At 60.0% G+C, this 13,964-nt stretch carries 13 protein-coding genes; 12 read left to right on the forward strand and 1 reads right to left on the reverse strand.

Translation table 11 applies throughout. The features are described from left to right. Window positions 1-25 precede the first annotated feature (25 nt). Window positions 26-1,315 carry a cysteine--1-D-myo-inosityl 2-amino-2-deoxy-alpha-D-glucopyranoside ligase gene (gene mshC, locus CVS29_RS12970; protein ID WP_110106874.1) on the forward strand — a complete coding sequence of 430 codons (1,290 nt, stop codon included), beginning with the start codon at window positions 26-28 and terminating at the stop codon, window positions 1,313-1,315. A gap of 34 nt (window positions 1,316-1,349) precedes the next feature. Here the strand turns inward: mshC and CVS29_RS12975 are convergent, their stop codons facing one another. Then, the gene (locus CVS29_RS12975) at window positions 1,350-2,240 is read right to left on the reverse strand and encodes a PAC2 family protein (RefSeq protein ID WP_110106756.1); all 891 of its coding nucleotides are present in this window, start codon (window positions 2,238-2,240) and stop codon (window positions 1,350-1,352) included. Between the two features lie 96 nt (window positions 2,241-2,336). Between CVS29_RS12975 and CVS29_RS12980 the strand changes: the two genes are divergently transcribed. From CVS29_RS12980 to CVS29_RS13030, 11 genes are all read left to right on the forward strand, one after another. Further along, the gene (locus CVS29_RS12980; RefSeq protein WP_110106757.1) at window positions 2,337-3,095 is read left to right on the forward strand and encodes an HAD family hydrolase; all 759 of its coding nucleotides are present in this window, start codon (window positions 2,337-2,339) and stop codon (window positions 3,093-3,095) included. Further along, window positions 3,092-4,258, forward strand: coding sequence for a site-2 protease family protein (locus CVS29_RS12985; RefSeq protein WP_245932235.1), 1,167 nt, complete (start codon window positions 3,092-3,094; stop codon window positions 4,256-4,258). The genes CVS29_RS12980 and CVS29_RS12985 overlap by 4 nt, the downstream gene beginning before the upstream one ends. Before the next feature lie 169 nt (window positions 4,259-4,427). Further along, window positions 4,428-5,495, forward strand: coding sequence for a tRNA (adenine-N1)-methyltransferase (locus CVS29_RS12990; protein WP_110106758.1), 1,068 nt, complete (start codon window positions 4,428-4,430; stop codon window positions 5,493-5,495). A 66-nt stretch (window positions 5,496-5,561) separates the two neighbouring features. Then, on the forward strand, window positions 5,562-7,358 hold the full coding sequence (arc, locus tag CVS29_RS12995; protein ID WP_110106759.1) for a proteasome ATPase: 1,797 nt from the start codon (window positions 5,562-5,564) through the stop codon (window positions 7,356-7,358). 14 nt (window positions 7,359-7,372) lie between these two features. Beyond that, complete coding sequence (gene dop, locus CVS29_RS13000) at window positions 7,373-8,959, forward strand: depupylase/deamidase Dop (RefSeq protein WP_110106876.1); 1,587 nt, start codon at window positions 7,373-7,375, stop codon at window positions 8,957-8,959. 121 nt (window positions 8,960-9,080) lie between these two features. Beyond that, window positions 9,081-9,287, forward strand: coding sequence for a ubiquitin-like protein Pup (locus CVS29_RS13005; RefSeq protein WP_110106760.1), 207 nt, complete (start codon window positions 9,081-9,083; stop codon window positions 9,285-9,287). 5 nt (window positions 9,288-9,292) lie between these two features. Further along, window positions 9,293-10,114 (forward strand): proteasome subunit beta, encoded by an 822-nt coding sequence (prcB, locus tag CVS29_RS13010; protein WP_110106761.1) that lies wholly within the window; start codon window positions 9,293-9,295, stop codon window positions 10,112-10,114. A gap of 1 nt (window position 10,115) precedes the next feature. Continuing rightward, the gene (gene prcA, locus CVS29_RS13015) at window positions 10,116-10,874 is read left to right on the forward strand and encodes a proteasome subunit alpha (RefSeq protein ID WP_110106762.1); all 759 of its coding nucleotides are present in this window, start codon (window positions 10,116-10,118) and stop codon (window positions 10,872-10,874) included. A gap of 76 nt (window positions 10,875-10,950) precedes the next feature. Then, entirely contained in the window at window positions 10,951-12,321 is a 1,371-nt protein-coding gene (gene pafA, locus CVS29_RS13020) for a Pup--protein ligase (protein ID WP_110106763.1), read from the forward strand. 170 nt (window positions 12,322-12,491) lie between these two features. Continuing rightward, window positions 12,492-13,475 carry an FKBP-type peptidyl-prolyl cis-trans isomerase gene (locus CVS29_RS13025; protein WP_146213050.1) on the forward strand — a complete coding sequence of 328 codons (984 nt, stop codon included), beginning with the start codon at window positions 12,492-12,494 and terminating at the stop codon, window positions 13,473-13,475. A gap of 22 nt (window positions 13,476-13,497) precedes the next feature. Next, window positions 13,498-13,893, forward strand: a complete 396-nt coding sequence (locus CVS29_RS13030; protein WP_110106765.1) for an FKBP-type peptidyl-prolyl cis-trans isomerase — start codon at window positions 13,498-13,500, stop codon at window positions 13,891-13,893. Window positions 13,894-13,964 lie beyond the last annotated feature (71 nt).

A 13,964-nucleotide genomic window follows, 5' to 3' on the forward strand; every position in this document is an offset into this window, starting at 1 on the left:
AGTTGCGAGCTATATGCTGGTGCCTGTGAAAACTTGGAAGACCCACGCCCTGCCTCAGTTGCCCGGCGTCATGCCAGCCCTTTCCCTGCATGAGACCACACGCCAACGCGTAGTTACTCTGGCAGATACCGGTCCGGCCAGCATCTACGTTTGCGGCATTACCCCTTACGACGCCACCCATATGGGCCATGCCGCAACTTATGTGGCCTTTGACTTGTTGAACAGGGCCTGGCGTGATGCCGACCGCACAGTCAACTACGTTCAGAACGTTACGGATATTGATGATCCGTTACTGGAACGGGCCAACCGCGACGGCGTTGACTGGCGTGAGCTGGCAGTATCCCAGACGGAGCTGTTCCATGCTGACATGGAGGCTCTGAATGTTCTGGCACCGGAGCACTACATTGGTGCCGTCGAATCCATTGAATGGATCGTCCCAGAGATTGAAGACCTGGTGGCACAGGGGCTTGCCTACGCTGTTGAGGGCAGTGCAGGAGAGCCCGACGGCGATATTTACTTCTCCGTGGAAGGCGCCTCATCGGCACAAAAACTTGCCGAACCCGAATCGCCGTGGTGGCTGGGTCAGGTTTCGGGCCTCAGTCAAGAACAAATGCTCCCAGTCTTTGCCGAACGCGGTGGGGACCCCGCCCGCCTTGGCAAGCGCCACCCGCTCGATGCGCTGCTGTGGCGGGTAGCCCGGGACGGCGAACCCTCATGGAATGGTTCCTCCCTGGGTGCCGGACGGCCGGGCTGGCACATTGAATGCACCGTCATTGCCCAACGCTTCCTACCCAAGCCCTTCACCGTGCAAGGTGGCGGCAGTGATCTCATCTTCCCGCACCATGAAATGGGTGCCGGTCACGCCTACGCACTGAGCCACACGCCCATGGCCTCACATTACGTGCATACCGCCATGGTCGGTTTAGACGGCGAGAAAATGAGCAAGTCGCTGGGCAACCTGGTCCTCGTCTCGCAACTTCGTGCCGACGGGGTAGACCCAGCCGCAATCCGGCTGGCCATCCTGGCCCACCACTACCGAAGCGACTGGTTCTGGACTCAGGAACTGTTGGAAGCCGCGCAAGACCGTTTGGACCGCTGGCGCAAGGCAGCACCTCGGGCCGCCGAAGGCTCCGCAAAGGTGCTGCTCGCCGAGCTGCGAGCAGCCCTCTCACAAGACCTGGATGCGCCGCGGGCACTGGCAGCCGTGGATGCCTGGGCAGAACTATCCACAGTCAGCGACGCGAGTAAAGCATCAGACCGTGATGCCGATCTGGTCTCCGACACGCTCGAGGCTCTGCTGGGGATCGAACTCTAAAGACCGTTGCACAGCGCCGGCAGCTAATGGAGCGCTACTGCTGCTCGTTACCACGCCGGCGCAGATAGCGTTCGAATTCCTGGGCGATGGACTCCCCGGTGGCTTCGGGGAGTTCCGCAGTGTCCTTGGCCTCTTCGAGCTGCTGGACGTAGGCGGCAATTTCCGCGTCTTCTGTGGCCAGATCATTGACGCCGCGTTCCCAGGCGCTGGCATCCTCGGCCAGCTCGGCGGTGGGAAGGGAAACCCCCAGGTAATCCTCAATTTTATTGAGCAGGGCCAGTTCCGCCTTGGGGGAGGGCGCCTGGGCCACATAGTGAGGTACGGCTGCCCACAGGGAAACGGTGGGCAGCCCAGCCAGAAGGGCCACCTCGTTGAGCACACCCACAATTCCTATGGGGCCCTCATATTGGGACGGTTCAAGGTTCAAGCTGGTGGCGAGCTGTTCGTCGTCGCACGTTGCTGTGACGGGGATGGGGCGGGAGTGGGGAACATCTGCCAGTAGGGCTCCTACCAGCACCACGTAGTCAACGTTCAGTTCGCCGGCCTTGGCCAGTAATTCCGCCGTGTAAGCGCGCCAACGGTAGGACGGTTCAATCCCGTGCACCAGGACCACATCAAGAGAAGACCCGGGCACGGAAGCTTTGGCGATCTTGGTGACGGGCCACTTGATTTTGTGTCCGCCGGTGGACGTCAGACGAACTTCAGGCCTGGTGAATTGGAAATCATAGTATTCATCCGGTTCAATCGAACCCACCCGTTTGGCATCCCACAGGTGGTGGAGGTACTTCAGGGCATCGCTGGCCGCATCACCGGCGTCGTTCCAGCCCTCGAAGGCGGCCAGCAGGACGGTAACGCGCTGCCCGCCGGCTGCCGCTCTCAGGAACGCTGCCGGTTGCTTGGCTTGCTCATCATTGAATCTGCTCACCTGCCCAGCCTACGGGCCGAAGCTGTTTGCGGCATCACCCACCACGCGCGGCTGTGGAAAAGCGGCTCTTCACGTCCTGCCACGTAGACTAGGGGCATGCTTTCACCCACTTCTGCCATGAACCTTCACGAGACTTCCGCCGCTCTGGTGCTTAAAGCCGTCCTGTGGGACATGGACGGGACCTTGGTAGACACCGAACCTTATTGGATTGCCGCTGAAATCGAGCTGGTGACGGCCCATGGCGGGTATTGGGATGAGGAAATGGCTCACGCCCTGGTTGGCAATGCGTTGGATTCCACCGCCAAGGTACTCCAGGGTGCCGGTGTGGACCTTTCCGAGCGCGAGATCATCGACTACCTCTCCAACTCCGTGGTGGCCGGGCTGCGCAGAGAACTTCCGTGGCGCCCGGGCGCTCGGGAATTGCTGGCTGAACTGCATGGCCGGGGCGTGCGCTGCGCCCTCGTGACCATGAGCGAACGTCATATGGCGGCGGAAGTGGTGGCCGCTCTGGGCGAGGAATATTTTGAATTCCTGATCACCGGCGATGAAGTCACGCATGGCAAACCGCATCCCGAACCGTATCTGCTGGCTGTGAAAGAACTGCAGCGCAGCGATCCCGGCCTGACCCTGGCCCACTGTGCGGCTCTGGAGGATTCCGTTCCGGGAGTCGCCTCGGCCATTGCGTCAGGGATGGCCACCATCGCCATCCCCAATGCCGTTCCGTTGGGTGAAGATGCCCGCCGCACCACCTGGGATACGCTTGCGGGAAAGAGCCACGACGACGTCCAGGCAGTTCTCGCCGCACATGCAGCTTCTCTCGCTGGTGACGCAACCTCGGCCGGGGCTGCTTTGTGAACGGTTCCACCGGCAGTGTGAAGCAACGGCGTGAAGGAATGGTGCTGGGCTCCGTCAAGGGAACACCCATCATCTTGGCCAACTCCTGGTTCCTCATCGCCACCATTACTGTCTTGATCTTTGGCCCGCAGCTACAAGCCGGGTTTGGCGGCTGGGCCTATCCGGTTGCTTTTGCCTACGCGCTGCTGTTGCTCTTATCTGTTTTTATTCACGAGTTGGCCCATGCCGTGGCGGCAAAGATGTACGGCTGGCAAACCCACAAAATAGTTTTGAATCTCTGGGGTGGCCACACCGAATTCGATTTCAGCAAGGCCACTCCTGGCAAGGCCTTGGTAGTAGCGTTTTCAGGGCCCGTTGCTAATTTTGTGTTGGCGGGGCTGGGCTGGCTTGTCAAGACTGCGCTGCCCGTGCCGCTCTCGACTGAGCAAGTCACCCTGGGAGGGTCCATTGCTTTCCTCTTGGCCAATATTTTCATTTGGGCGAACCTGCTGATTGGTCTGTTCAACATTTTGCCCGGCTTGCCGCTGGACGGTGGCAGGCTCGTGGAGTCAATCGTGTGGAAATCCACAGGCAGCCAGGAAAAGGGTACCGTGGCGGCTGGTTGGGCCGGGCGCATCATTGTGGTGTTGATTGTTGCCGTGGTGTTGGTAGTGCCGTATCTGCAGGGTGCGCAGCCGCAACTGACAACGTCATTCATTGTGATCTTGCTGGCGGGTTTCCTGTGGATGGGAGCTTCTGCCTCCATCAAGGGGGCAAATATGCGCCTGCGCCTGCCCGCCATCACTGCTGGCGCCCTGGCCGCACCCGCGGTGAGCGCTTCCCTTGAATGCACCGTGGCCCAGCTCTGGACGCTTCGTGGACAGTTTCCTCAAGAGCCCATAGTTCTCTTTGGCCGTGACGGCCGTCCTACGGCAGTGGTTGACGAATTTGCTTTGGCCCATGTCCCGCCACAGGCTGCGCTGCTCACCCCGGCCAGCGCGGTGGCAAGGACCCTGTCCAAGGGAGCCTACGTTCCGGAGGCGGCCTCAGGCGTGGAGCTTGTCTCCTACCTGGCCCAACTTCCGGATAAGGAATATGCGGTCATTAACCTGGAGGGGAAAGTCACCGGCCTGCTGAGCCAGGCGAAGGTTGTTGCCGCCATGACCGGCAAGGGCACTGCGTGAGGGCCGGCAAAACTCGCCAGCCATAAACCTCGCCAGCCTGAAACCCCTTCGAGCTCTTCCACCTTTTCCAGCTTTTCCAGCTTTTCCAGCTTTTCCACTATTTTTCCGGCCCGCCAGGCGCGGGCTGCAAACGCTGAACTTTGAGAACCAAACGTGAGGATCCATTTAGATGAAGCAAGACCCAACAGCTCAAGATGCCGGCCAGGCGCCGCACGGTGCGGCTGCCCGCCGCGGTACTTTCCGCCCCGGGGAGCGTGTACAGCTGACTGACGAGCGCGGCCGCATGAACACCATCACCCTGACACCCGGAACGGCGTACCATACGCACAAGGGCTTTTTGAATCATGATCTGCTGATCGGCTCTCCCGAGGGATCCATGGTAGAAAGCAACGTGGGCCAGCAATACCAGGCACTGCGCCCCCTGCTCTCTGACTTTGTGCTTTCCATGCCCCGCGGTGCGGCAGTGGTGTACCCCAAGGATGCCGGACAGATCATCACCATGGGAGATATCTACCCGGGTGCTCGTGTAGTTGAGGCAGGTGTGGGATCCGGCGCGCTGTCCATCTCGCTACTTCGAGCCGTGGGAGACAACGGCTATTTGCACTCTTTTGAACGCCGTGAAGAATTTGCAGATATTGCCCGCGGCAACGTGGAAACCATTTTTGGCGGCCCCCACCCGGCCTGGAAGATTTCCCTCGGAGACTTCCAAGACCAGGTGGTGGCACAGGAAGCTCCCGGCAGCATTGACAGGGTTGTTTTGGACATGCTGGCACCGTGGGAATGCCTCGACGCGGTAGCCACAGTGTTGGCGCCCGGCGGCGTCTGGATCAACTATGTTGCCACCGTGACTCAGCTCTCCCGCACGGCCGAAGCCATTAGGGCAGATGGCCGGTTTACCGAGCCTGACGCTTGGGAATCAATGGTGCGCGGCTGGCACCTTGAGGGCTTGGCCGTCCGCCCGGACCACCGCATGGTGGCTCACACCGGTTTCCTCATGGTCACGCGCCGGCTCGCTGATGGTGTGACGGGAATGTCCCCGAAGCGCCGCGCGTCGAAAACCGATTTTGCGCAGGAGGACCTCGACGCCTGGACACCTGCGGCTGTGGGCGAACGGTCCGTCTCGGACAAGAAGCTGCGCCGCGCCGCACGTGACGCCTCTTCCACTGTGCAGACCAAGCGTAATCAAGAGCAGTCACAAGAAACAGAAACCCGCCAGGACGGTTTCGGCGAGCAGTAGCAGTATGCTCGGCACTACCGGTTAGCCACGGCTGCGGCGGGATACGCTGCGGAAGGACACAAGGTCATGAACGACTCAACGCACTCCACACCCGAAGATCCGCACGATGGCACCACGCCTACTGCGGTTCCCCCCGCGCCCGGCTCTCACGGCTCGGCCTATTCGATCGGTCCAGGCCAACAAGCGCTCCTGGAGCGTCAACTCAATGTGCTCCGGGACAAGGCCCGCAACCTTGACCGGGCGTTGGCCTCGGCCACAGCCAATAACTCCAAGCTTGTGGCGGTACTGGAAACAGCCAAGTCTGAAATCCAGAAACTGCGTTCGGCCCTGGAGCGTGACGGTGAGCCGCCCTACAGTTTCGGCACCATTGTGGCCTTGAACCGGGCCACGCCCACCAGCGGAGCCAGCACCGCGGTGACCTCGGAAAGCATTGACGTATATGCCTCAGGGCGCAAGATGCGGGTAGGCATGAGCCCGCTGCTGCGCATGAACGAGCTCTCCGTGGGGCAAGAAGTGCTGCTTAATGAGGCGTTCACCGTGATTGCGGCGCTGGGGTGCACCGATGTTGGGGAACTTGTCACCGTGAAGGAATTGTTGGGCACGGACCGCGCCTTGGTCATTGGCCGCTCCGATGATGAACGGGTGCTGCGGCTCGCTGGTACCTTGCATGGCGCCGTCAGAGTGGGGGACGCGCTCACCATGGATGCGCGCACCGGCTACGCTCTGGAAAAGATCCCGCGCTCCGAAGTGGAGAACTTGATACTGGAGGAAGTGCCGGATATTTCCTATGCGGACATTGGTGGGCTTGCCTCCCAGATCGAGCAAATACGTGATGCCGTGGAACTTCCCTTCCTGCATCCTGACCTCTACCGCGAACACGGGCTCAAAGCGCCCAAGGGCATTCTTCTCTACGGCCCGCCCGGCTGCGGAAAGACGCTCATTGCCAAGGCTGTGGCCAATTCACTGGCCAAGCGGGCGCGGGAACGCTCAGGTGTTAAGGATCAGAAAAGCTACTTCCTCAACATCAAGGGACCTGAACTGCTGGATAAATATGTGGGGGAGACCGAGCGCCAGATCCGGCTGATCTTTAGCCGGGCCCGCGAAAAGGCCTCCGACGGCAGCGCCGTGGTGGTGTTCTTTGACGAGATGGATTCACTGTTCCGTACCCGCGGTACGGGGGTTTCTTCCGATGTGGAAACCACCATTGTGCCCCAGCTGCTCAGCGAGATCGACGGCGTTGAACGCCTGGATAACGTGATTGTCATTGGCGCCTCCAACCGGGAAGACATGATTGATCCAGCCATCCTGCGTCCCGGCCGTCTTGACGTCAAGGTCAAAATTCAGCGCCCGGACGCAGAGTCTGCGGCGGATATTTTTACTAAATATGTCACCACATCCTTGCCGTTCCACGCCGATGACGTTTCAGCGAACCACGGCAGCCTCCAAGAAACCGTTGACGCAATGGTTCAGCGCACGGTTGAGGCCATGTACGCCACGGACAAGGGCAATGAATTCCTTGAGGTGACCTATGCCAACGGTGATACTGAAATGCTGTACTTCAAGGACTTCAACTCCGGTGCGGTGATTCAGAACGTGGTGGACAGGGCCAAGAAATATGCCATCAAGGACCTGCTGACCAGTGGTGAGAAGGGCATCCGGATTGAACATATGCTGCGCGCGGTGGTGGATGAGTTCCGTGAGCATGAGGATATGCCCAACACCACCAACCCTGACGATTGGGCAAGAATTTCCGGGAAGAAGGGTGAGCGGATCACCTACATCCGCACCATCGTCCAGAGCAAGGAAGGCCAAGTGCCTGGCCGGACCCTGGAAACCCTGCCAAACACGGGGCAGTACCTGTGAGTGCCGTCCGTGTCATGGGTGCCGAGACGGAATATGGCATCCATGCTCCCGGCACCCAGGAGTTCAATGCCACGTGGCTTTCCGCCCAAGTGGTCCATGCTTACTCACGCGAAACCAGTCACCGGGCGTCTGCTGGCGGGGAAACCCGTTGGGACTATACGGACGAGGACCCGCTCGCGGATGCCAGGGGCTGGTCCATGCCCCGGGCCGCAGCGGACCCCAGTCAGCTCACGGATAGCGAACCGATTCTCACGGCAGCCCAAATCGCTTTGGAGGGCGGGGATGTAGGTGATCACGGGTGGAACACGGGGGCGCCCATGATGAACATGGTGCTGGGCAACGGGGCGCGGTTGTACGTGGATCATGCGCACCCGGAGTACTCTTCACCGGAAGTCTCCAACCCGTTGGATGCCGTGCGCTGGGACGCTGCCGGAGACTTGGTGGCGCTGGCCGCTGTGCGCAGAATTGCCGCCACGCCCGGCATGCCGGGCATTAATCTGTACAAAAACAATACGGATAATAAATCCGTCTCGTACGGCAGCCACGAAAATTATTTGATGCCACGCAGTGTCCCCTTCAAGGACATTGTGAGCGGCTTAACAGCATTTTTCGTCACTCGCGCACTCATGTGCGGAGCTGGCCGTGTGGGCCGGGGGCAGGACGGCTCGGGCCTTGGCTTTCAACTGAGCCAGCGCGCGGACTTCTTCGAAGCGGAAGTGGGGCTGGAGACCACCATTCGGCGCCCCATCATCAATACCCGTGACGAGCCACACGCCACGGCCACTAAGTACCGGCGCCTGCACGTCATTATTGGTGACGCCAACTTGTGTCAAGTATCGAATTTTCTCAAGTTCGGCACCACCGCCCTGGTCCTGGACATGATTGAACACGGATCGGCACCAATGATTGAATTTGCCGACCCCGTAGCAACTCTGCAGGCCGTCAGCCACGATTGGGAACTCAAAGAACTCCATCTACTGAACAATGGTGAGCTGGTCAGCGCCCTGGAAGTGCAGTGGCGCTACTTACACGCCGCCAAGGAGCACTGCGCCACCAACGGCTCCAGCCACCCAGAGACCGGTGACGGACACAGCGCGCAGGTCCTGGCCAAATGGGAAGAGGTTCTCACGGCGCTGGGGGAGGACCCCATGTCCCTGGCCGGACAGTTGGAATGGGTGGCCAAGCTTAACCTGCTTCAGCAATATCGTCTCCGCGACACCATGGACTGGGATGATCCCCGGCTGGGTCTGATAGACCTGCAATGGTCTGATATCCGCCCTGAAAAGGGACTGTACTACAAGCTCTTAGCGCATGGCCGGATCGAGCGGATGGTCAGCGATGAATCAATTGCCGCCGCAGTTCTGCAACCGCCCACAGACACTCGGGCCTATTTCCGGGGCCGCTGCATTCAGAACTTTGGCCCGCACGTTGTGGGTGCCAGTTGGGACTCGGTGATCTTTGAACTCCCACAGCAGCGCAGCCTGCAGCGGGTCTCCACCAAGGAGCCACTGCGCGGGACGGAGGCGCTGACGGGTGATCTGTTTCGCACCCACACGGAACTGCCAGATTTCCTCGCCGCATTGTTAGCCGGCGGAAACTAGCCCACACGCTGGCTTGGGTGCACCACGGCCCGCCCACTACACGCAAACCCGGCGGGTCCGTGGCAGGATGGTAACAGCTAGTACTATCAGGCTCCGAGCAATCAGTTACGAAGGATGCATCATGGCTTCTCAGGAACAGAAAAACGTCTCCTCCCGTGCCGAGGAAGAACACGTCGACGAGCTTCCCGTACCAACCCCGGCCCCGGATTCGGCAGCAGCCCAGGTAGCCACTTCCGGTTTGGATGACCTGCTGGATGAGATAGATGGGGTGTTAGAAGTCAACGCCGAGGAATTTGTGCGCGGCTTTGTCCAAAAAGGTGGCCAGTAGCGGCCATGGCGGGCACCCGGCACAGCGGTTTCCCCCCGCTGGAAGGTGAGGGCTCCTCGTCGTCGTTCCTTGATTTTGTGAGCCGGAACAATCCCGGACTATTGCCCTTTGGGCGCGATCTGCCCGCTGGCTCCATGCCTGCAACCCCGCACGGCACCACCATTGTGGCGTTGACATTTGCTGGTGGGGTGCTCATGGCGGGCGACCGCCGGGCCACGATGGGCACCATGATCGCCAGCCGCCACATTGAAAAAGTGTTCCCCGCTGATAAATATTCGGTGCTGGGCATTGCCGGGACGGCCGGGATCGCCATTGATATGGTGCGCCTCTTCCAGGTGGAATTGGAGCATTACGAAAAAATTGAGGGAACGCGGCTTAGTCTCGAGGGCAAAGCCAACCGCCTCGGGGCCATGGTACGGGCCAACCTGCCCATGGCGCTGCAGGGACTTTCGGTGGTGCCACTCTTTGCCGGGATTGAATACGGAGCAGCCACTGGACGCTTGTTCTCCTACGACGTCACCGGTGGCCGCTACGAGGAACTTGAACACCACAGCGTGGGTTCCGGCTCGGTGTTTGCCCGCGGCGCCCTAAAGAAGCTGTGGCGCCCGGAGCTATCCGAGGAGGACGCTGTGGCTGTTGCCGTGGAGGCGCTCATTGACGCTGCCGATGATGACAGCGCCACGGGTGGGCCGGATCTCATCAGGGCGTTGTGGCCCGTGGTCTATACCGTGAAGAACGACGGCGCCACCCGGGTTTCCCAGGAGGCATTGGCCGCCGCCGTGGCCGGGATTGTGACGCACCGCAGCATCGAACGCAGGGAGGCCTGAGATGTCGCAGCAATTCTATGTATCACCTGAACAAGTCATGAAGGACCGGGCCGATTTTGCCCGCAAGGGCATTGCCCGGGGCAAATCCGTTGTGGTGCTCAGCTACCGCGATGGCATGGCACTTGTGGCCGAAAACCCTTCACCGACGCTGCACAAGATCGGTGAGATTTATGACAGGATTGCCTTCGCCGCGGTAGGGAAATACAACGAATTTGAGAGCCTGCGCCAAGCGGGGGTGCGCTACGCGGATGTGCGCGGCTATTCCTATGACCGGGTGGATGTGACGGCCCGCGGGCTGGCCAGTGTCTACGCCCAAAGCCTGGGCACCGTCTTCACCGCCGAGCAGAAACCCTTTGAAGTGGAGCTGGCCGTGGCCGAGGTGGGTGTCTCCGAAGCAGGGGATCACATCTTTCGGCTCAATTTTGACGGCTCCATTTCTGATGAGGCCGGCTTTCTGGCGATGGGCGGGCAGGCCGATGCCGTGCAGTCCACCCTTGAACGGTTGTGGGTGCCCGGGGCGTTACTGGCCCAAGCACTGCACTGGGCTGTAACCGCCCTGGCAGCGCCCCGCATCTCCACCGGCGCGTCCGAGACCGGGCGCATCCACTTACTTGATGCCACAACGCTGGAGGTTGCCGTGCTGGAGCGCAACGCCTCACGGGTGCGCGGTTCGCACCGGGCCTTCAGGCGCCTGGGCGCCGCTGACGTGGCAGCGCTCCTGGCGAGCGGGAAGCAACCCCCAACGCCCTCACCGGCGTAACGCCCAGCAAGCTGCCCAGCAAGCTGCCCAGCAAGCTGCACATCATTGACTCAACAACTGCAAGGAGAGAAGACCGGTGGACCGGCGGATATTTGGCATTGAAACCGAATTTGGCGTTACTTACTCTGCGCCCGGGGCTAAGCCCCTCTCACCGGAAGAAGTAGCCCGCTACCTGTTCCGCAAGGTGGTCAGTTGGGGGCGCTCTTCCAACGTCTTCTTGCCCAACGGCTCAAGGCTGTACCTGGATGTGGGCTCACATCCGGAATATGCCACGGCTGAATGTGATGGCATAGGCCAGTTGATTGCCCAGGACCGTGCGGGGGAGCTGATCTTGCACGATCTGGTGCAGGAAGCCCAAGGACAGCTGGCACGTGAGGGATATGACGGGAAGATCTTCCTGTTCAAAAATAATATTGATTCAGCAGGTAACTCGTACGGTAGTCATGAAAACTATCTGATTACCCGCAAGGGCGAGTTCAACCGCCTGGCGGATATTTTGATTCCTTTCCTTGTCACCCGGCAGCTGATCGCCGGTGCGGGCAGGGTGCTGCCCGCACAACAAGGTGGGAAATTTGCCTTCTCACAGCGGGCTGATCATATTTGGGAAGGTGTCTCCTCAGCTACCACCCGTTCCCGGCCCATCATCAATACCAGGGATGAGCCGCACGCCGATGCAGAGCTGTTTCGCCGCCTGCATGTGATTGTGGGGGATTCAAATATGTCAGAGACCACCACCATGTTGAAGGTGGGCACCATGGATCTGATTCTGCGCATGGTGGAGGCCGGCACCATTATGACTGACATGAGGTTGGAAAACCCCATTCGCAGCATTCGTGAGATCTCCCATGACCTCACAGGAACCCACCCCTTGAAGATGGCTGATGGCCGGACCATGACCGCTGTAGACATTCAGCGCCACTATCTGGGGAAGGTCTCCGATTTTGTCCGCTCACACGGGGCCCACAACAACCTTGTCCCACGGATTCTGGATCTGTGGGAAAGGACCCTTGATGCTATTGAGGCTGAGGATTATTCAACTATTGACACCGAAATTGACTGGGCTATCAAGGCAAAACTGCTAGGTTCCTATGCAGATCGGCACAATCTTTCCTGGGGTTCCCCGCAGGTGGGGCAGCTTGATCTGCGCTACCACGACATTGATCCCCACCGTGGCCTTTTCAACATGCTCGAGCGCCGCGGTGCGGCCGCTAAACTGGTGGATGAAGCGGAGATTGTGGCAGCAGTGGACATGGCGCCGGCCACCACCCGGGCCCATCTGCGCGGCAAGTTTGTCAACGCCGCCCGGGAATCCGGGCGGGACTACACGGTTGACTGGGTGCATTTGAAACTCAATGACAGATCCCACCAGACTATTCTGTGCAAGGACCCGTTCAAGAGCGTTGACGAGCGCGTTGATGAGTTGATTGCCTCCCTTCACGAGCAATAGCTAGTGAACCGACAGCTTTCATTCAGCTTTAAACGATAAGCTGGACCCGGCCCGGTGTTACCCATCACATGGGTGTGCTGTGACCGATTGAACTTCTTGCTTGATGTCATGGTTTCCTTCACGTGGCGCCGGCACCTGACCTGATTCATCCCGCCATCGAAAGTGTTTCTGTGCGTCGACTTCTTGCACTGCTTCTTCCGCTTCTGCTTCTTGTGACCGCCTGTTCACAAGAAGCCAACTCCTCATCACCGGAGGCAACAGCGAATGCCTCCGCGTCCGCGCCGGCGGCCAATGCCGAACTTCTTGCCTCGGTCAAGGCCGTTAGCGAAGGTGATGGGAAAGCCCCCAAGGTAACCTTTGACAAGCCCCTGAGTGTCCCGTCCGAGGCCATGCGCTTGGTATCCCCTGGTGACGGTGCACAGATCAAATCCGGACAGTCCGTTGAATTCCGTGAAATATCCATGAACGCCGCCACAGGTGACCTCCTCGGTGAAACCTTCAGTAAGCCCAGCGGTGGTTCCATCGTGTTGAACGATTCCTTCAAGGATCAGTTCGCTGTTGTCTACAACACCTTCACTAGCGCCAAGGTGGGCGCCTACATCGCCTACGGCATCCCGGGCACTGCGGCAGTGGCAGCCACCGATGAAGCCCCCGAGCAGCCGGCCCAGCCCGCCAGCTTGAGCGTTTTCCAGGTCATGTCCGCCAAGGATGCCCCGCCGGCAGCCAAGGTCATGAGCAGTGAGGACGTCAAGGCACTGGCCAAGGCTGGCAAGCTGCCCACCGCCAAGTTTGATGCCAAGGGTGTCCCCAGTATCACCATCCCCAAGAATGACGCGCCAGCAGATTTGGCCGTTGAGGTTCTGACGGAAGGCACCGGTGCGGTCCTGACGGCGAAGGACACCATCTCGGCGTTCTACACCGGCTGGACCTGGGACGGAAAGTCCTTCGATTCCGCCTATGAGCGTGGCTCCGCCAGCGAATTCCCGCTCAACGGTGTCATCCAGGGCTGGACCCTGGGCTTGACCGGCCAGAAGGTTGGATCCACAGTGCTGCTGACCATCCCCGCGTCCATGGCGTATGGCGAGAATGCGGCAGCCCAGGGCAAACCGGCGGGTCCGCTGGTATTTGTTGTTAAGATTGAATCGAAGAAGTAAACAACCATGTAGAAGGAGCACCATGTCTTTTGGAGCACGCAGTTTTGACCGCACCAAGCCGGAAATTGACTTCCCGGCACACGCTGTCCCCACCGAATTGATGATTGAAGACATCATTGAGGGCACCGGCACCGAAGTAGTGCGCGGCAGCACCGTCTCAACCCATTACGTGGGTGTCGCCTTCTCCACCGGCGAGGAATTCGATTCCTCCTGGGGCCGCGGCACGCCGCTGGACTTCAAGGCCGGTATTGGCCAGGTCATCCAGGGCTGGGACCAAGGCCTGTTGGGCATGAAGGTTGGCGGCCGCCGTCGTCTGGAAATCCCCTCGGAGCTGGCCTACGGCTCGCGAGGCGCCGCCGGCGCCATTGGCCCCAACGAAGCACTGATCTTCGTGGTGGACCTGGTAGCAGTTCGCTAAGTCGCCGCTTCAGCAAGAATGCCGTCGTTTGACGCAAATGCCAGGGTTTGAACTGTGGCATTTGCGTCAAG

The sequence above is a fragment of the Arthrobacter psychrochitiniphilus genome (assembly GCF_003185915.1).
Taxonomy (GTDB): Bacteria; Actinomycetota; Actinomycetes; order Actinomycetales; family Micrococcaceae; genus Specibacter; species Specibacter psychrochitiniphilus.